Raw genomic sequence first — 17,189 nt, forward strand, 5'->3', positions numbered from 1 at the left:
CCCTCTTCATTAGCCGACGGAAACATCCGTCAAAAGTCCTGCCGTGATCCAGCCGTGCAGATAGCCCGCACCGCGGCCCGCCGCGCTGTCGGGGTCGTCATAGGTGGCCAACATTTCGCAGAGCACCCCGAACGGAATGCCGTTCGCGGCCTCGTCCCACATCATCGCTTCCTCCGCCGAAAGTTCACGGAACATCGGCGTGACGTCCTGGCGCCAGATCAGGAGATGCACGGGCTGCTTCAGTTCGCTCGCCTCCGGCGGCGCTTCGTCGTTCTTGAGCGCGAGCCAGATCGCAGCCGCGTTGGTCGAAAGCTCGAGCCTGGATGCACTGGGATGCGGCCGGAATCTGAGGGCCGACCAAGCTTCGGGGGCAAAGCCCGCCATGTCCGTCAGCTCGACGACCTTGCCTTCCGCGGCGTCGAAGGCGTCGTTGAGCGCCTTCTCGAGTGCTGCGAGATCGGACAGCGCGGGATGCTCGGTGTAGGGTGCGGTCGATTTCAGGAATCCCGGCAGGCCTTGCGAGAACCAACGCAGGTTCGGATGCCCGGACGGCCGCGCCTTGACGTAAGCCTGGCCCATCTCGTCGAACATCTCGTCGCCGAGATAAAGATGCAGCAGCTCATGGTCGTTGCGCATGGCCTCGACCAGCCGCGAACCATAGGCATGGCGATAGACGCCGAACAGCACCTCGCGCTTCTCCTGCGGGCTGTCGAGGATTTCAGCCAGCACGGCATCGTCGCCATCGAGGACGCCGCGCTGAAACTCAGCCTGCTGTCGTGCGAAGTCGCTCATCCCGGCTGCTTGCCTGCGGGCAAAATTTTCTCGGCCATCTCGCGGGTCCTGGCAACCTCCACCAGGAGTTCGTCGAGCGGCGGAATGTTGTCGTCGCGTTCGATCATGGTCGAGACCCGACCGAAGCGTTTCAGAGCCGCGGCATAGAGATCCCAGACATCCTCGCACACCGGATGATCGTGGGTGTCGATGATATGGGTGCCCATGTGGCTGTGGCCGGCCATGTGAAACTGCACCACGCGATCCGCCGGAATTCCATTGAGGAAGGTCAAGGGATCGTAGCCGTGGTTGAAGGCGCTGACATAGACGTTGTTGACGTCGAACAACAGCCAGCACCCGGAGCGTCGCGACAGCTCGGACAGGAATTCCCATTCCGTCATCTCGGAATTGCTGAACTGAACGTAGGTCGAGACATTCTCGAGCACGATGGCGCGGCCGAGAAAATCCTGCACCAGTTGCACGCGGCCGACGACGTGATCGAGGGCCTCGCTGGTGTAGGGAATCGGAAGCAGATCGTGCAGGTTCTTGCCGTGGACGCCGGTCCAGCACAGATGGTCCGACACCCATTTCGGCTCGACTCGCCTGGCGAGGTCCTTCAGGGCTTGCAGATATTCGAAATTCGGCGGCGCGGTGGAGGCGATCGACATCGACACGCCGTGCATCACCACGGGATAGCGTTCGCAAATGCGATCGAGCGTGCGCAGCGGCTGGCCACCGGGCAGCATGTAGTTTTCGCTGATGACCTCGAACCAGTCGATCGGCGGATTGCCGCGCAGGATTTCGTCGTAATGCTGGTGGCGCAGGCCGAGACCGAAACCGAGGAAGGGCGGCTTGGCCGATGTCGCCGGACGGTCTGCAAGCGCTGCCGCCGAGCTGCCTGGCAATCTGCTTGCGACGTTCATCTCGTCTCCGCTCGAACGGGTCAGCCAACGGGGCTGCCTGCCAAATTATCCCGTCAACCTACCATGGATGCGAGGCCCGGCCTACACCGGGCCTCGATCGGGCCGCGACTTAGGACGGCATGTACTTGCCCTTGGCGGCGTCGCACTTTTCCTTGGTCATAGCCGAGAAGCCCTGGCCCTTGCAGGCGTTCTGGCCCTTGCAGGCATTTGCCCCGCCCTTGCAGGAGCTCTGACCCTTGCACGCATTGGCGCCGACGCACTTACCTTCGCCGGCGGCATAGGTCACGGTCGACATGGTGGCCCCGGCCAGGAACAGGGTGGCTGCGGCGGCGGCAATGGCGGTGCCGGACTTCGAAGTCATCTTCATGGGTATCCTCCAAAGGGAATGTCAGGGTGCATCGCCCGCAAGCCGCGACAGTTCCGGCCGACAAACTGCACCCTTTGATAGTTACGCGGCGGGTTTGGACTTAGTTACAAGGCGTGCCAACTTTATTTCAGCCGCCGGGTCCAACAAGGGCCCGGCAGCACCGGGCCCTCCCTCGCACCTGATCCGATCGATCAGCCCTTGACGAACTTGGCGCCCATGGCGCCGCACGCCTTCTCGGAAGCCATCGAGAAGCCGGTGCCCTTGCAGGCGTTCTGGCCCTTGCAGGCATTCGCGGAGCCCTTGCAGGCGCTCTGGCCCTTGCAGGCGTTGCCGGCCATGCACTTGCCCTGGGCGGCGTTCGCAGGCGTCGACACCGTCGACACGACAGAGCCGGCGAGGAACAGGGTGGCGGCGGCAGCGGCGAGCGTCGCACCGGACTTGGAATTCAACTTCATGACGATCTCCTCGATGATTGTTTGAAGACAAAAGTAACGCCGTGAGATCGGTTGATCGTTCGATCAAAGACCCCGCCGACGCAGGGGAGGGACGGATGTCAGTCAGATCGCGGTGGCTTGCCGGAGGACGTCAGGTCTCCGTGATTTGAGTGCTCATCCGAAACCAGCTACGGGGCATCAGGCGATTTGGGTGCAGAGTTTCAAAAGAAAATTTTCTTTTTCTGCATTGGACGACCTGTCCATGTCTGACCGCCGGCGGCTCCAGAGTATTTCGTTGCGGGCAGCAGCGACCTCGCCGCCCGGAAAGCGCGGCGCTTCAACAGACCAGCCGGGACGTCGGCCGTCGGTTGCGTTGCACAACGAGATTCGATTGAGCTAGCCACGCACAGGTTTCAGCCTGGCCATCTGCGCCACCGTGGCCCGCAACTCCTCGGCATTGAAGGAGGGAAACGAACAGATCCGGTTGCTGCAGGCGAATGCCGCGGGTTCGCCGAGGTCAGGGTATTCGACGTCGGGATTCGGCAGCTTGCCCTCGCGCAGGTCAAGCCATTCCAGGCGCTTGTAGCGGGCCGGCAGCGCGCGGGCGAGCACGTGCAAGGTTTTCGCGCGGGTGTCGTCCTTGTGTCCGACGATTGTCATGTGGGTGGGCTCGACCGCGAGTTCTTCGTCGGCGAGCAAAATGCCGGGCAGCGGACGCATCATCCCGGCCGAGGCGCTGGCGAGATAGCGCATCGCGTGCGCGGCGTGCTCGCGATAGTTCTCGTTGCCGAAGTAGCGGTTGAGCAGGTTCGTGAATCTTGCGACCTGCACCTGGTCTTCAATCAGCTTGGCGGGTCTGGCGAGCACGCCGGTCTTGCCTTCCGCGGTCCTCGAGGTCGTGAAGCCGCCGGCTTCATCCCGGAAGGTCGCGACGAAATCGCCCGCCTTGGCGGCCGAGGTGAGCCAGTCGCGATTTCCCGTGGCGGCATAGAGATCGAGGAAGGCCTGGCCCATCGCGAGCGTATCGCCCAGAAATGGTCCGCCGCGATCTTTTTCGCCGTGACGGAAGCCGCCATCCTGCAGCGCGCGGTTGTCGATCACCCATTTCGCCGCGCGTTCTGCGATCGCCAGCGCCTTGGGATCGTTGGCGACGTTGTAGTAGGCGGCAAGTCCTGAAATGGCCCAGCCATTTTCGCGCGCGTATAAATTCTTGTCGATGCGCGGCATGCCCAGTTTGCGGCGCTCGCCGTCCGCCAGCGCGTAGTATTTGTGCCCGTCGGTGTCGTGGTCGAGATCGGCGTCCTGGCTGACATAGAACGCACCGTCAGGGCTGGTCAGGAACTCCGCGAGATAGCGTTCGATGCTGCGCGCGGCGGCAAGATATTTCGGATCCTTCCATAACGCATAGGCCTGGCTGTACTGCCGGAGATATTGCGCCTGGAACGACATGATCTTTTCGAAATGTGCATGCGTCCAGGAGCCCGCCTCGGAGTATTGGTACACGCCGCCCCACACCGGATCGATCAGCACAATGGCGGCATCCAGCGTCTGACGGGCGCGCTTGATCGCCATGGCGTCGCCGGTCTCGGCTCGGGTGATCGCCAGATCCATGCTGTCGGCGTCGATGTATTTCTGGTTCTCGCCCCAGCCGCCGAGTTTTTCCTCGTAGGCCTCGTCGACATTCTTCATCAACGCCGCGCGCCGTTCCTTGTCGAGGAAGGCGGAGGTCGACGGCTTCACCTCGAAGGCCTCGCCGACCGACGGTCCGGGCGAGGGATCGTCGATGATCGCCTTGAGCAGCGCCTGCATCCGGTCCGGCTCGATATAGCCCCTGATCTTGGCGATCTCGGTGCCGTCGGGGCCGAACACGATGGTTGCCGGCCAGCCCCAGTCGCCGTAGCGGCTCGACAGATCGGGGTTGGCGTCCTGGTCGACCCGCACCGGAAGATATTTCGAGGCCAGCAATTCCCTGACCTCGGGATTGGCGTAGGTCGTCTTCTCCATGACGTGGCACCAGTGGCACCACACCGCCTCGAGATCGAGGATGACGAAGCGCTGCTCGGCCTGCGCGCGGGCGAACAGATCGTCGCTCCATTCACTCCATTTCGGCCCGTCCGAAGCGAATGACGACGACGCCGCAAGCGCGGCGAGGGCGAAGGCGGCAAGGCGGACGAGTTTCATGGCGGCTCCCGGAAGCGGTGGCGTTTTCACGAGCTACGCAGGTAGCGAGATCCGGGCTCAGCCTTTCGCCGATGTCACGGGATTGTGAGTGTCAGGTCGATTTCTCACCGTGGCCGGGAGCATTCACCAGCAGCCGGTCCAGTGACGCAGCGCCGGGACCGCAGATCGCCAGCCACATGAAGGCAGCAAAATAGGTCGCCTCCTCGAAGCCGAGCAGCGTCTCCAGCGAATCGACGTCGCCCCATTTCGCCGACCTGATGGCGACGATCATGACCACTGCGAGCATCGCGGCCGGGATTCGCGTGAACAGGCCAAGGATCAGCATCGCGCCGCCAAAACATTCGACGCTGGATACGAAGGGGGTGAGGATTTTCGGGAAAGGTATTCCCCAGCCGACAAAATTCTCGGTCACCTGCGCCAGATTATTAAGCTTGCCCCAGCCCGCCAGCATGAAGGTGTAACCGACGATGAGCCGCATGATCAGGGGGCCAGCCCAGGAAAAATGCGACGCGATCCGCGCCGGCAACAGGATGAGAAGATTGATGATGAAATGCATGCGAACCCCCTTCTAAGTACTTGGCGTCGCGCGAGGCCGCGATCTGCCGACCTCTCAAATCCGGTGCGCTCGAAAAATGCCGTGGCGGCGATGGCGGCAATCTGGCTCCGACAGCAATTTCGCAAGGGCGGGCCCGCTTGTTACGGGGCTAACCGAAATTTTGCAGTGCGGGGAAAGTCTCCAGCAGCCAGATGCTGATGCTGGTGACGGAGCCGGTCAGGAAGCCGATGCCGGTGATCACCATCAGGACGCCCATGGCCTGTTCGACCTTGCCGAGATGCCGCTTCAACCGCGCAAACAGCGAGGAGAACTGCTCGATCATGAAGGCTGCCAGCAGGAACGGGATTCCGAGCCCGGCGGAATAGACCGCGAGCAGCCCGGCGCCCTTGGTGACGGTGGCCTCAGCCGCCGCGATCGACAGGATCGCCGCCAGGATGGGGCCGATGCAGGGGGTCCAGCCGAAGGCGAAGGCGAGGCCCATGACGTAGGCGCCCCACAGGCCGACTGGTTTCGGCATCGTCATGCGCCCCTCGCGCATCAACAGCCCGATGCGGGTCAGGCCGAGGAAATGCAGGCCCATGATGATGATCACGATGCCGGCCAGGATCGAGAGCTCTGCCGACCAGGCGCGGATCAGCCCGCCGACCAGGGACGCGCTGGCGCCGAGCGCCACGAACACGGTGGAAAAGCCGAGCACGAACATCAGCGCCGACGCCATCACCGCCCGCTTGGAGGCCTGCGTCGGTCCGTCATTGGCGACGTGTTCGATGGTCGCGCCGGTCAGATAGATCAGATAGGGCGGCACCAGCGGCAGCACGCAGGGCGACAGGAAGCTGACGAGACCGGCAATCAGGGCCGCCGGGATGGAAACATCGTGCATTGCATGACCTTCGAGAATTGCCACAAGGCATAGCGCCGTCCTGGCTTGTACGGAACAACCAATCGATAAGTTTCGTCGCCATTACGGCTCAACTGCGGTCACAGAGACGTGTCCGGGGCGCCGAAATGGCCTCGCGGCTGAAACAGACGCTGGTATGGTCGCGTATGGCCAGTAAAGGCCCCGTGAAACTGGACCCTGCATGCGCCTCGGCATCCGCACTGCCATTTCCGCCCTCGTGCTGACGTCCATCGCCGTCAGCGCCGTCGGCGTGCATCTGTTGTGGTGGCGCACCGCCCATCAGGTCAGCCAGACGCTGGCCAATACCATCAACGACCAGATCGTCTCGGCAGTGGGCGACGAACTGCAATCGGTCACGACGGAGGCGCGGTCGTCGATGATGGCGGTGCGAACGCTGTTGGCCGAGAAAGTGTTCGAGCCGCGCGATGCCCGGAAACGTGAAGTCGTCTTCCGGTCGCAATTGCTGTCGCAGCCGACCATCTCCTGGGTGGCGTTCGGATGGCCGGATGGATCGTTCTTTGCCGGGCACAAGGCCGGCGATGGCGTCATCGAAATGCTGGAGATCACCCCGGACCGCAAGCTGCGGATCGACCGCTACGAATTCGTCGGCAACGATCTTCAGCTCAAGAACAGCCATGTCGAGGACACCAAATATTCCGTCACCGATCAGGAATGGTTTCGCACCGCCATCGAGACCAACGACGAACTCTGGGCGACCTTCACGACGCATCCCAATGGTGAGCGGCTGGCGGCAGCCTTCGCGGCTCCGATCGATATCGACAAGAAGCCCGCCGGCGTCATCGCCATCATCATCGAACTGACGCGGGTGTCGAATTTCCTTTCGCAGCTCACCGTCGGGAAATCGGCCGGCGCCTTCATCCTCGAGCGCAACGGCAAGGTGGTCGCTTCCCCCGATCCGAACGCCAACGAGGCGGTGGCGCTGAAAACCGATCATCCGCTGTTTCCCATAGCCGTCGAAGCGATCCAGAACGCCAGCGCCTACGAGCCCGGCGAAGGGCAGCCGTTCAACACCAAGGTAACGCGGGACGGCAAGGCCTATCAGGCGGTGCTGACGCCGATTTCGTTTCCCGGCTGGTCGCTGGTGACGGTGGTGCCGGAATCGGAATTTCTAGGCCCGGTGCAGATGACGATCCGGAATTTGCTGATCGGCCTTGCCGTATTGATCGTTTTTGCTGGGCTGTTGTCGGCGTGGCTGGCCCAGCGCCTGATCGCCGCACCGCTGATTAAGGTGGTGAACGAGATCAGGCATGTCGAGCGTTTTGACCTCGACAAGGTGCAGCGGCATCCGTCCCGTCTGACCGAGATCGAGAATCTCTCCGGGGCGATCGGCGACATGGCGCAGGGGCTTGCCGCGTTCCGGAAATACATTCCGGCCGACCTGGTCAAGCGGTTGATCAGCGACGGTAACGGGGCGCGCCTCGGCGGTGCGATACGGCCAATGAGCGTGATGTTCATCGATCTCGCCGGCTTCACCGGCATGTCCGAGCGTCTGGGCGACCGCATCATTCCGCTGCTGTCGCGCTATTTCGACAGCGTCTCGGCGCAAATCCAAAACCAGAACGGCACCATCGACAAATTCATCGGCGATGCCGTGATGGCGTTCTGGGGCGCGCCGGCGCCCAACCCCGATCATGCCGTCGATTGCTGCCGGGCGGCCTTGGCGTGCCGGCGCGCGGTGGAGGAGGAGGGTCTCGTCGACGACCACGGCGAGCGCGTCAAGATTCGCATCGGCATCAATTCCGGCGATATGCTGGTCGGCAATATCGGATCGGAAGTGCGGCTGAACTACACCGTGATCGGCGACGCCGTGAATATTGCGAGCCGGCTGGAGAGCACCAACAAGGCGTACGGCTCCACGATCATCATCGGCCCCGAAACGCGCCGGCTGGCTGGGAAAAGCATCGTGGTTCGCGAACTCGACCGGCTGGCGGTCTATGGCCGCGCGGGCGGACTGCAGATCTATGAATTGCTTGATATGGCCGAGGAGTTAGGTGCAAAGCCGGACTGGGCGACTTTCTATGAGGCCGGCCTGGCCGCCTGGCGCGCGCGTGACTTCAAGGCCGCGATCGCTGCGTTCGAGAACGTGCTGGAAATCCGAGACGATGCGGCGTCATCGGCGATGATCGAACGCTGCCGGCAGCAGCTCGAAAATCCCGCCGGCGAAGATTGGGACGGCACGACGGTCGCCCGGACGAAGTAGGCGGCTTGCCATGTCGGCTTGCAAGCGCTCTTGCGCGCCGCTTCCGTTTGGTCATAGAATTTACCCAGAAGGTTAAATTGTGTATCCGCAGCGAAGCGGTGCAACAACGCGCCGAAACGGGGCTTGAGCAACAAGCTTCGAAAAACAAACCTTGGGAGAAAGCGCCATGAAGACTGGGTCCATCAGCCGGCGCGTGCTTTTGAAGTCGTCCACGGCGGTTGCCGCGGGCCTGGTGCTGTCACCGGCGATCATCGGGCGGGCAGAAGCCGCCACGATGAAAATGAAGTGCTCATCGTCGCTTCCCAACGATCCCAAATATGCCAACGGCCGCGTCTATTACGACAATCTCGTCAAGCACCTGAAGGGAAATGGCCTCGGCGAGCAGATCGAGGTCACGTTCTTTCCCGACAACCAGTTGGGTCAGGAAATCGACGTCATCAATTCGGTCAAGCTCGGCGTCATCGACCTGATGCTGTCGGGCTCGTCGATCTCGGCCAATCTCGTTCCCCTCGTCGGAACCTTCGATCTTGGCTATCTGTTCTCCAGCTTTCCGCAGCAGACCAAGGCGTTCGAGGCCGGCGCCGCGAAGCCGATCGAGGACGCGCTGCTGAAGGGCGCGAACATCCGCATCATCTCGTGGGCGTATAATTTCGGCTCGCGCAGCGTGCTGGCGAAAAAGCCGGTGAAAGGTCCCGAGGATCTGGCCGGCCTCAAGATCAGGACGCTGCCGAACCCCGTCATTACCGAATGCCTTCGCCTGATGGGCGCCGCCGCGACACCGCTGGCGTTCGGCGAAATCTACACGGCGCTGCAGGCCGGCGTTCTTGATGGCCTCGAGCATGACCCGCCGACCATCCTTGCCAGCAAGTTCTATGAGACGTCGAAACACTATGCGCTGACCCAGCACAATTTCTCGCCGCTTGCGACCTATTTCAGCGATGCGACGTTCAAGCGGATGGATCCCAAGCTGCGCGAGGGCTTCCTCGACGCGGCCGGGAAGGCGGCCGCTGACACCCGCATCCACGGCCTCGAGATGGAGAAGGAAGCGCTCAAGAATCTGGCGGACAAGGGCGTCACGATCGTCGAATGCGACAAGGATGCGTTCCGCAAGCGGGTGCTTCCCCAGACCGATAATTTCATCAAGGCCCGGCCCGAGGCGAAGCCGGTGGTCGACATGATCCGCGCGACGCAGGCTTGAGGTTATAGATCATGTCAGTCGCCGCGCCCTCGCTCGAAAGCGGCGGTCACCGGATGACGGCCTCGCTGCTTGCTTTGAGCGACGCCGTTGCCGCGATCCTGCTCGCCGCCGATCTCCTGGTGGTCTGCGTTTCGGTGTTGCTGCGCTTCCTGTTCAATGCGCCGGTCGAATGGGCCGACGACGTGGCGCGCGGCCTGATGGTGGGATCGAGCTTCTTCGGCGCCGCCAGCGCGCTGGCCCGCGCCGAAAACCTCGGCGTTGCCTTCTTCATCGACATGCTGCCATCAGGCCCCCGCCGCGTCGTCGATTCCGTGGGCGCGCTGCTGGTGACGGTCATCGCGTTCTATGTCGCCTTCAACGCGATCAAGATGGGCTGGCTGACCACGGGGCAAACTTCCGGGTCCGGGCTGCCGCTCGAATGGACGTTCTATCCGATGGGCGCCGGGGCGCTGTTCATGACCATCTTCGCACTGGAGATTTTTTGCGCGCGTCCGATCCGCGAGATCGTGGCCGGAATTCTCGCGGTAGGCCTAATCGCAGGGTTCTATCTGGCGTGGGACTTTCTGGCGCCTGATAGCGTGCCATCGTCGGGCACGCTGATGCTGATCGGGTTCTTCATCACGCTGTTCGGCGGATTGCCGATCGGGTTTGCGCTGGCGCTGGCAGCGCTGATCTTCATCTGGGTGGAGGGCACGCTGCCCGGCGTCATCTTCGCGCAGCAGATGGCGCGCGGCATCGACAATTTCGTGCTGCTGGCGATCCCGTTCTTCATCCTCGTCGGCTACCTGATGGAAGCCAACGGCATGTCGGTTCGATTGATCGAGTTGCTGCAGCGCGCGGTCGGGCGGATGCGCGGCGGCCTCAACGTGGTCATGGTAACGTCGATGGTGCTGTTTTCGGGCATCTCCGGCTCCAAGATGGCCGACGTCGCGGCGGTGGGCTCGGTGCTGATCCCGGCGGCGCGCCGCTCCAAGCAGAATCCCGGCGGCGCGGTGGCGTTGCTGGCGGCTTCCGCGGTCATGGCGGAGGCCATTCCGCCCTGTATCAATCTCATCATCCTCGGTTTCGTGGCCAACCTGTCGATCGGTGGATTGTTCGTCGCGGGCCTGCTGCCGGCGGGACTGATGGCGGCGGCCCTGATCGTGCTGTCGATCATCCTTGGAAAGCGGCCTGAGCCTGCCGCGGAAGCCGAGCCGCGCGCTGCCGTTTCGGGCTTGTGGAGCGGCGCGATCGCCTCGTTCGGGCTGATCTTCATGATCTTCTTCGGCTTCAAGAGCGGCTTTGCCACCGCTACCGAAATCTCGGCCTTCGCCGTGGTCTACGCCATCATTGTCGGCAGCATCGTGTTCCGCGAACTCAGCTTCAAGACGGCAGCGCACAGTTTTGTGCAATCGGCGACGCGCTCGGGGCTGGTGCTGTTCATCGTCGCCGCCGCGCAATCGCTGGCGTTCGTTCTCACCCTGCAACAGGTCCCGCATGCGGTGGGCGACCTCATGCTGTCGCTGTCGGGATCGCAGGGCGTCTGGCTGTTCATGCTGTTGTCGATCGCCGTGCTGATCGTGATGGGCTCGGTGCTGGAGGGCGCGGCGGCGCTCATCATCTTCGGGCCGCTATTGATGCCGGTGGCGGTCAAGCTCGGCATCGATCCCTTGCATTTCGGCGTTGTGCTGGTCGTTGCGATGGGGATTGGCCTGTTTGCGCCGCCGCTCGGGCTCGGCCTTTATGGCGCCTGCCTGATCGGCAACGTGCCGATCGAGCAGACCGTCAAGCCGATCATGGGATATCTCGGCCTGCTGCTGCTTTGCTTGCTGGTCATTGCGTTCGTGCCCGCGATCAGCACGGCGTTGCCGCGCGCCTTCGGCTACTGAGATGAAAGTCCTGTTGACCCACACGCCGCCGTCTCGCGCCCAGTATTACGGCGAGCGCAGCCTCAGCGGGCTACAAGCCATCGCGCAGGTCAAGCTGCATGAATCAAGCGACGCGCTGGACGCCGCCGGTCTGATCGCGGCCGCTGATGACGTCGATATCATCGTGGCCGACCGGCTCACCGCCGGACCGGGTGGGATATTTCCGGCGTTGCCAAACTTGCGCGCCTTCGTCCGCTGCGCGGTTGATATCCGCAACATCGATGTCGACGCCGCGTCCGCGGCCGGCGTCCTGGTGACGCGGGCAGGACCCGGCTTCGTTCAGTCGGTTGCCGAACTGGCGCTCGGCTACATGGTCGATCTGTCGCGCGGCGTGTCACGCGCCACCGCCGACTACCGTTCGGGGCGCAAGCCCGAGATCATCATGGGCCGGCAACTGGCCGGCAGCCGCGTCGGCATCATCGGCTATGGCAGCATCGGCCGTTACCTGGCTGATATCGCCAAGGTATTGGGCATGGAGGTTCTGATCGCCGATCCCTTTGCGACCGTCAGCGAACAGGGTCTCCAGCATGTGCCGCTCGACGATCTGCTGGCGCGCGCCGACTTTGTCGTCTGTCTTGCGGTCGCCAACGAGCAAACCGAGAACCTGATCGGGCAGGCGGCGCTGGCGCGCATGCAGAGGCATGCCTTCTTCATAAACCTGTCGCGCGGCAATCTCGTCGACGAGGCGGCGTTGTCAGCGGCATTGCGCGAGAACCGCATCGCCGGCGCCGCGATGGATGTCGGCCGCGCGCTGGACCAGATGCCGTCGCCGGAGCTGGCAAAACTGCCGAACGTCATCGCCACCCCACATATCGGTGGACTGACGCCGCCGGCGATCGAAAGCCAGTCGCTGGAAACGGTCCGGCAGGTCGAGAAGATCATCGCGGGCGAGGCACCGGTTGGCGCCGTCAACGCCGACCGATGGACGCGCCGGCCATGAATAATGACCTGCCATGTATTTATAGCCGCTGGACAAGTTTGCCGGGTCAGGCTCAAATTTGATGATTAAACCCCGCCCATGAGCCGGGAGAACGACACGGACGCCTGCAGCCAATGACGGGCGCCGCAAAGGGAACAGGAAGCGCATCACATGGCCATTTCACGTCGTGACGTATTGTTGGGCAGTGCCGGCGCCGCGGGCGCCGCAGCATTTTCGTTTCCGGTCCCCGCCATTGCCCAGTCGGAACCGATCAAGGTCGGTTGCCTCGCTGCGATGACGGGTCCGAGTTCGGCGCCGACCATCGGCTTCAACCGCGGCGTGACTTTCGCTGCGGACGCGATCAATGCCGCAGGCGGCGTCAAGGGCCGCAAGCTCGAGATCGTCATGCGCGACACCCAGGGCGATCCGACCAAGGCGGTGAACGCCACGCAGGAACTGATCAGTCAGGCCAAGGTTCATGCCATCTGGGGCCCGCTCAATTCCGGCGAGGCGCTGGCGACCACGCCGATCATGGCGCGTGCCAAGATCCCGGATATTCACCCTTGCGTCGTCGAAACCCTGATCGACACCACCAAGTTTCCGAACGCCTTCCGCATGGCGCCGTCGAACAACCAATGGGATGACGCCGTCCGGAATTATTGCCTCAACATCCTCAAGGTAAAAAAGGTTGCCGTGATAGGCGATACTACCGGCTATGGCGTGACCGCGGTCGGCGCTTCGGTCGCGGCATTCAAGAAGGATGGTGCCGACGTCGTTTATCAGGCCAATGTCGACGCGACCCAGCCCGATATGACGCCGGACATGCTGCGCGCCAAGAACGCCGGCGCCGAAGTGATCGTGGTATGGAGTGTTTCGACCGGCATGGAAGCGCGTATGTTCAATACCCGCGCCGCGATGAACTGGGACGTCGCGTTTGTCGGTCACCCCTCGATGGCATCGGGGGAACTCGCCGGCCTCGTCGAAAAACCCGCCAACTGGAAAAAAGTCTACGCCATCGGTTACAAAAGCTGCAGCTATGACGCGGCCGGAAAATTGCCGCCGAAGAGCGAGGATTTGGTTGCGCGCCTCACCAAGGCCAATGTCGTGCTCAGCGATACGCTGCTGTGGTGGGTCGCCGGCGGCATCGATGCGATCGAACTGATCGCCAAGGCCGTTGCGGAAAGCGGATCGACCGACAGTGCCGGGATCATCGCTTACTGGAACACGTTATCGAAATATCCCGGCTATTTCGGCAATTACAGCTTCTCGCCGACACAGCATAATGGCTATCCGACCGAAGAGATCGTGATGTCGGAAGCCTCCACCGCCAAAAACGGCACGTTTGCGCTGGCACCGGGATATACGTGAGCGACGGAAAAGGGCGGTAGCACATGCTCGCCTCGATCCTCGCATCCGGGCTGGCGGCGGGCGCGATCTACGCGCTGGTCGGCGTCACCTATAACACCATGTTCTCGACTTCACGGGTGATGAGTTTCACCGCGGGTCAGCTCGCGATGTTGGGCGGCGTGTTCGGTTCGATGTTCACGCTGAAGCTGGGCATGCCGATCCTCGCCGGCTTCCTGCTGACGCTGCTCTGCTGCGCCATCATCGGCATCATCACCGAATTCGTCGCGGTGCGGCCGGTGCTGAAAAGCCTCGACCAGCACCTCTACGTGCTTTCGACGCTCGCGGTAGCGCTGATGATCCAGCAGGTCGCAGCGATCAAATGGGGCACCGAGCCGCAGCCGTTCCCGCGTGTATTCGGCATTGGCAGCGGTATCTGGGACGAAAAATTCTGGCTGCCGGTCGCAGCCTGCGCGATTACCATCGTCGCCCTCGAGTATCTTTATCGCCGCACCTTGGTCGGCCGCGCCTTTGTCGCGATCGCGGAAGATAATTTCGCGGCGCGCGCGCTCGGCCTGCCCGAACGTAATCTGCGCGTCGCCAGCTACGCGCTGGCCGGCGTGATCGGCGGTGTCGCGGGATTTTCCGGCGGCGAGTTGCTGCTTGCGTTCTTCGCCAATGGCGCGCTGCTGAATTTTTACGGCTTTGTCCCGGTGGCGCTCGGCGGGCTCGGCAATAATCGCGGCGCCATTGTCGGCGGATTGGCGCTGGGCCTGTTTCAGCAAGCGGCGAACTTCCTGGTCGGCGGCATCTTCTCGTCGGTCGCCGTCTTCACGCTGTTCATCGTGGTCCTGCTGGCGGCGCCCCAGGGTCTGTTCGGCGCTTCCACGGCGCGGAGGGTGTGATGACGTCAGTCACCACAATTCCCGCGCACAACGACTCCAGCACCATTCGCGCGGCGCTGCCTCATGTCGCGCCGTTCCTCGGCATCCTTGCGCTGGCGATGATCCTGCCCTTCGTCAGCAACGATTACTGGGCACTGATCGGCACGCGGGCGGCGATCTATTGGGTGCTGGTTTCCGGCCTTAATCTCGTTGTCGGTTTCGCCGGGCATCTTGCGATCGGCTATGTCGCGCTGCTGACGCTCGGCGCCTACACCACGAGCGTGCTGGTCGCGGGCAATGTCATGTCGCCGGTGCCGGTATTTGCCGCGCTGCCGATTGCAGGCTGCGTCGGCGCGATGTTCGGCGTGATCGTCGGCCTCCCAGCCTTGCGGTTGCGTACCTTCTATTTCGCGATGTCGACGCTGGGCTTCGCCACCATCGTGACCCAAATCGCACTGGCGTGGCAGAGTGTCACCGGCGGCGGTATCGGCATCGTTGGCCCGGAGTTTCCGGCGCCTTTCAATACCGCGTGGGGCTTTTACTTTCTTTGCATCGGCTTTGCGGCTGTCACCACCTGGATGAGTGCGAATGTCGCCCGCAGCCGGTTCGGTCGCGCGCTGATTGCAGTGCGCGACGCCGAAGTGGCAGCCGAGGCCACCGGCATTTCCAAGCCGAAAATGCTGATCGCCATCTTCCTGTTTGCCGGCGCGCTTGCGGCCATCGCCGGCGGATTGTTCGCGACCCTGCAGACCTACATCACCCCGGATGCCTTCACCTTCGACCTTTCCGTGCTGTTCTTCATCGCGATCCTGATCGGCGGCCGCGGCTCGATCCTGGGGCCGATGCTCGGCACCATCATCCTGACGATCTTGCCGGAGATCGCGGCGCCGTTGGCGGCGTGGTCGACGTTTCTCTACGCGGTGTTGCTGCTGGTGATCGTGCTTGTCATGCCCGGCGGCATCGCCGCGCTGCTGGACTTTCGCAACCGCCGTCCGCTGGCCAGCAATCGCGCCATCGTACCGCGACCGGCAGCACTGGCCGATATCGTGCGCAAGCGTACGGGCGGCAGCATGCTGACGCTGCGTGGCATCGCCTTGAGCTTCGGCAATGTGCGCGCGATCGATGGCCTCGACCTCGACGTCGCGCCAGGCCGGATCCACGGCTTGATCGGGCCCAACGGCAGCGGCAAGACCACGACGCTCAATGTGATCTCGGGCTACTACGCCGCCCAGGCCGGAAGCATGACCCTCGGCGGTGATGCGCTGCCGCCGGGTGAGCCGACGTTGCGCGCCTATCGCGGCATCGCGCGCACGTTTCAGACCCCGCGCGTAATCGGCGAGGCGTCGGTGCTGCAGAACGTCATGATCGGCGGCTCGATCGAGGGCAGGGCGAGTTTTGTCGAGTCGATGCTGGCGTTGCCGCGGAACGGGCAGGATGAGCGGATGCTGGCGGCCAAGGCACGTGCCTTGCTCGGCGTCGTTGGGCTGGAACCGCTGGCGGAGGTGCGTGCCGACCGTCTGCAGCACAGCGAACTACGCTTCATCGAGATCGCCCGCGCGCTGATGCTCGATCCGGATTTCCTGCTGCTCGACGAACCCGCCGCCGGCCTTTCCAACGACGAGATCGAACGACTGGCCGGGCTGATCAAGGCGATCAGCGCCCGCGGCGCCGGTGTGCTGCTGGTCGAGCACCACGCCGACCTGATCTTCGACATTTGCCATCAGGTCACCGTGCTCAATCTCGGGCGCACGCTTGCCGCTGGCACCCCGGCCGAGATTCGCGTTCACAAGGAGGTGGTCAGTGCTTACCTCGGCGGCTGAACCCCTGCTTTCGGTGAAAGCGCTGGAATCGGGCTACGGCAAGATCCGCGTGCTGCATGGCATCGGGATCGAGGTCGCAGCCGGCGAAGTGGTTGCCTTGCTCGGCCCCAACGGCGCGGGCAAGACCACGCTGCTGCGTGCGCTGTCGGGATTGCTGCCGGTCAATTCGGGCCATGTCCGCTTCGACGGCCGCGACATGACCAACGCGACGCCGCGCGAGGCGGGGCGCGCCGGCCTGGTGCATGTGATCGAGGGCCATCGCGTGTTCACGCAAATTTCCGTCACCGACAATCTTCTGATCGCCGGTTACGATCTGCCCCGCAGCGAACGCGCCGGGAGGGTCGAGGAAGCCTTGTCGTTTTTCCCGGAGATCGCGGAGAAGCGTCACGAGCGCGGCGGTGCGCTCAGCGGCGGGCAACAGCAGATGCTCACGGTCGCGCAGGGCCTGGTACGGCGCCCGCGGCTGTTGATGCTGGACGAACCCTCGGCCGGCCTCTCGCCGGTTCTGGTCGATCGCGTGCTCAACGTGATCGCTCAGTTGCGCAAGCAAGGCACCGCAGTGCTACTGGTCGAACAGTTGTTGGAGAAGGCGCTTGCCGCCGCTGATCGCGTCTATGCGCTGGTGCAGGGCAATATCGTGCTGGAAGCGCCGACCAGCGAGAACAATTTGCCGCAGCGGCTCGAGCGTGCCTATTTCGGGCACGAGAGCCATGCCCCGGTCACAGGTTGAATACGTCAACGAAAGATGTTGACCCCGTCACTCCGG

At 63.2% G+C, this 17,189-nt stretch carries 15 protein-coding genes; 8 read left to right on the forward strand and 7 right to left on the reverse strand.

The window, feature by feature from the left end; all coding sequences use genetic code 11:
- Nucleotides 1-9 precede the first annotated feature (9 nt).
- The 7 genes from ACVWVY_RS17030 to ACVWVY_RS17060 all read right to left on the reverse strand — a co-directional run bounded on the left by ACVWVY_RS17030 (nt 10) and on the right by ACVWVY_RS17060 (nt 6,112).
- On the reverse strand, nt 10-792 hold the full coding sequence (locus tag ACVWVY_RS17030) for an HvfC/BufC family peptide modification chaperone (protein ID WP_456627455.1): 783 nt from the start codon (nt 790-792) through the stop codon (nt 10-12).
- Entirely contained in the window at nt 789-1,694 is a 906-nt protein-coding gene (bufB, locus tag ACVWVY_RS17035; protein ID WP_456627456.1) for an MNIO family bufferin maturase, read from the reverse strand. Before bufB ends, ACVWVY_RS17030 begins: the two co-directional genes overlap by 4 nt.
- A gap of 109 nt (nt 1,695-1,803) precedes the next feature.
- Nucleotides 1,804-2,061, reverse strand: coding sequence for a BufA2 family periplasmic bufferin-type metallophore (bufA2, locus tag ACVWVY_RS17040; protein ID WP_456627457.1), 258 nt, complete (start codon nt 2,059-2,061; stop codon nt 1,804-1,806).
- 191 nt (nt 2,062-2,252) lie between these two features.
- On the reverse strand, nt 2,253-2,516 hold the full coding sequence (bufA2, locus tag ACVWVY_RS17045) for a BufA2 family periplasmic bufferin-type metallophore (RefSeq protein ID WP_456627458.1): 264 nt from the start codon (nt 2,514-2,516) through the stop codon (nt 2,253-2,255).
- A 375-nt stretch (nt 2,517-2,891) separates the two neighbouring features.
- Nucleotides 2,892-4,676, reverse strand: coding sequence for a thioredoxin domain-containing protein (locus tag ACVWVY_RS17050; protein WP_456627459.1), 1,785 nt, complete (start codon nt 4,674-4,676; stop codon nt 2,892-2,894).
- Nucleotides 4,677-4,767: 91 nt separating this feature from the next.
- Nucleotides 4,768-5,232: a DoxX family protein gene (locus tag ACVWVY_RS17055; RefSeq protein WP_456627460.1), complete on the reverse strand. Its 465-nt coding sequence runs from the start codon at nt 5,230-5,232 to the stop codon at nt 4,768-4,770.
- A gap of 148 nt (nt 5,233-5,380) precedes the next feature.
- Nucleotides 5,381-6,112 carry a cytochrome c biogenesis CcdA family protein gene (locus ACVWVY_RS17060; RefSeq protein ID WP_456627461.1) on the reverse strand — a complete coding sequence of 244 codons (732 nt, stop codon included), beginning with the start codon at nt 6,110-6,112 and terminating at the stop codon, nt 5,381-5,383.
- 199 nt (nt 6,113-6,311) lie between these two features.
- Between ACVWVY_RS17060 and ACVWVY_RS17065 the strand changes: the two genes are divergently transcribed.
- From ACVWVY_RS17065 to ACVWVY_RS17100, 8 genes are all read left to right on the forward strand, one after another.
- Nucleotides 6,312-8,351, forward strand: a complete 2,040-nt coding sequence (locus tag ACVWVY_RS17065) for an adenylate/guanylate cyclase domain-containing protein (protein ID WP_456627462.1) — start codon at nt 6,312-6,314, stop codon at nt 8,349-8,351.
- A 166-nt stretch (nt 8,352-8,517) separates the two neighbouring features.
- Entirely contained in the window at nt 8,518-9,549 is a 1,032-nt protein-coding gene (locus tag ACVWVY_RS17070; RefSeq protein ID WP_456627463.1) for a TRAP transporter substrate-binding protein, read from the forward strand.
- A gap of 11 nt (nt 9,550-9,560) precedes the next feature.
- A complete protein-coding gene (locus ACVWVY_RS17075) occupies nt 9,561-11,417 on the forward strand; it encodes a TRAP transporter large permease (protein WP_456627464.1) in 1,857 nt (618 codons plus the stop codon).
- A gap of 1 nt (nt 11,418) precedes the next feature.
- Complete coding sequence (locus ACVWVY_RS17080; RefSeq protein WP_456627465.1) at nt 11,419-12,396, forward strand: hydroxyacid dehydrogenase; 978 nt, start codon at nt 11,419-11,421, stop codon at nt 12,394-12,396.
- A gap of 150 nt (nt 12,397-12,546) precedes the next feature.
- Complete coding sequence (locus ACVWVY_RS17085; RefSeq protein ID WP_456627466.1) at nt 12,547-13,743, forward strand: ABC transporter substrate-binding protein; 1,197 nt, start codon at nt 12,547-12,549, stop codon at nt 13,741-13,743.
- Between the two features lie 23 nt (nt 13,744-13,766).
- Nucleotides 13,767-14,624: a branched-chain amino acid ABC transporter permease gene (locus ACVWVY_RS17090; RefSeq protein WP_456627467.1), complete on the forward strand. Its 858-nt coding sequence runs from the start codon at nt 13,767-13,769 to the stop codon at nt 14,622-14,624.
- Nucleotides 14,624-16,423 carry a branched-chain amino acid ABC transporter ATP-binding protein/permease gene (locus ACVWVY_RS17095; RefSeq protein ID WP_456627468.1) on the forward strand — a complete coding sequence of 600 codons (1,800 nt, stop codon included), beginning with the start codon at nt 14,624-14,626 and terminating at the stop codon, nt 16,421-16,423. The genes ACVWVY_RS17090 and ACVWVY_RS17095 overlap by 1 nt, the downstream gene beginning before the upstream one ends.
- A complete protein-coding gene (locus tag ACVWVY_RS17100) occupies nt 16,404-17,153 on the forward strand; it encodes an ABC transporter ATP-binding protein (RefSeq protein ID WP_456627469.1) in 750 nt (249 codons plus the stop codon). Before ACVWVY_RS17095 ends, ACVWVY_RS17100 begins: the two co-directional genes overlap by 20 nt.
- The last annotated feature ends 36 nt before the right edge of the window (nt 17,154-17,189 follow it).

The organism is Bradyrhizobium sp. URHC0002 (assembly GCF_054059515.1).

What these genes read in the sequence shown, in the direction of transcription:
- ACVWVY_RS17030 (WP_456627455.1), bottom strand. Translation starts at nt 792, where the DNA reads ATGAGCGACTTCGCACGACAGCAGGCTGAGTTTCAGCGCGGCGTCCTC.
- bufB (WP_456627456.1), bottom strand. Translation starts at nt 1,694, where the DNA reads ATGAACGTCGCAAGCAGATTGCCAGGCAGCTCGGCGGCAGCGCTTGCA.
- bufA2 (WP_456627457.1), bottom strand. Translation starts at nt 2,061, where the DNA reads ATGAAGATGACTTCGAAGTCCGGCACCGCCATTGCCGCCGCCGCAGCC.
- bufA2 (WP_456627458.1), bottom strand. Translation starts at nt 2,516, where the DNA reads ATGAAGTTGAATTCCAAGTCCGGTGCGACGCTCGCCGCTGCCGCCGCC.
- ACVWVY_RS17050 (WP_456627459.1), bottom strand. Translation starts at nt 4,676, where the DNA reads ATGAAACTCGTCCGCCTTGCCGCCTTCGCCCTCGCCGCGCTTGCGGCG.
- ACVWVY_RS17055 (WP_456627460.1), bottom strand. Translation starts at nt 5,232, where the DNA reads ATGCATTTCATCATCAATCTTCTCATCCTGTTGCCGGCGCGGATCGCG.
- ACVWVY_RS17060 (WP_456627461.1), bottom strand. Translation starts at nt 6,112, where the DNA reads ATGCACGATGTTTCCATCCCGGCGGCCCTGATTGCCGGTCTCGTCAGC.
- ACVWVY_RS17065 (WP_456627462.1), top strand. Translation starts at nt 6,312, where the DNA reads ATGCGCCTCGGCATCCGCACTGCCATTTCCGCCCTCGTGCTGACGTCC.
- ACVWVY_RS17070 (WP_456627463.1), top strand. Translation starts at nt 8,518, where the DNA reads ATGAAGACTGGGTCCATCAGCCGGCGCGTGCTTTTGAAGTCGTCCACG.
- ACVWVY_RS17075 (WP_456627464.1), top strand. Translation starts at nt 9,561, where the DNA reads ATGTCAGTCGCCGCGCCCTCGCTCGAAAGCGGCGGTCACCGGATGACG.
- ACVWVY_RS17080 (WP_456627465.1), top strand. Translation starts at nt 11,419, where the DNA reads ATGAAAGTCCTGTTGACCCACACGCCGCCGTCTCGCGCCCAGTATTAC.
- ACVWVY_RS17085 (WP_456627466.1), top strand. Translation starts at nt 12,547, where the DNA reads ATGGCCATTTCACGTCGTGACGTATTGTTGGGCAGTGCCGGCGCCGCG.
- ACVWVY_RS17090 (WP_456627467.1), top strand. Translation starts at nt 13,767, where the DNA reads ATGCTCGCCTCGATCCTCGCATCCGGGCTGGCGGCGGGCGCGATCTAC.
- ACVWVY_RS17095 (WP_456627468.1), top strand. Translation starts at nt 14,624, where the DNA reads ATGACGTCAGTCACCACAATTCCCGCGCACAACGACTCCAGCACCATT.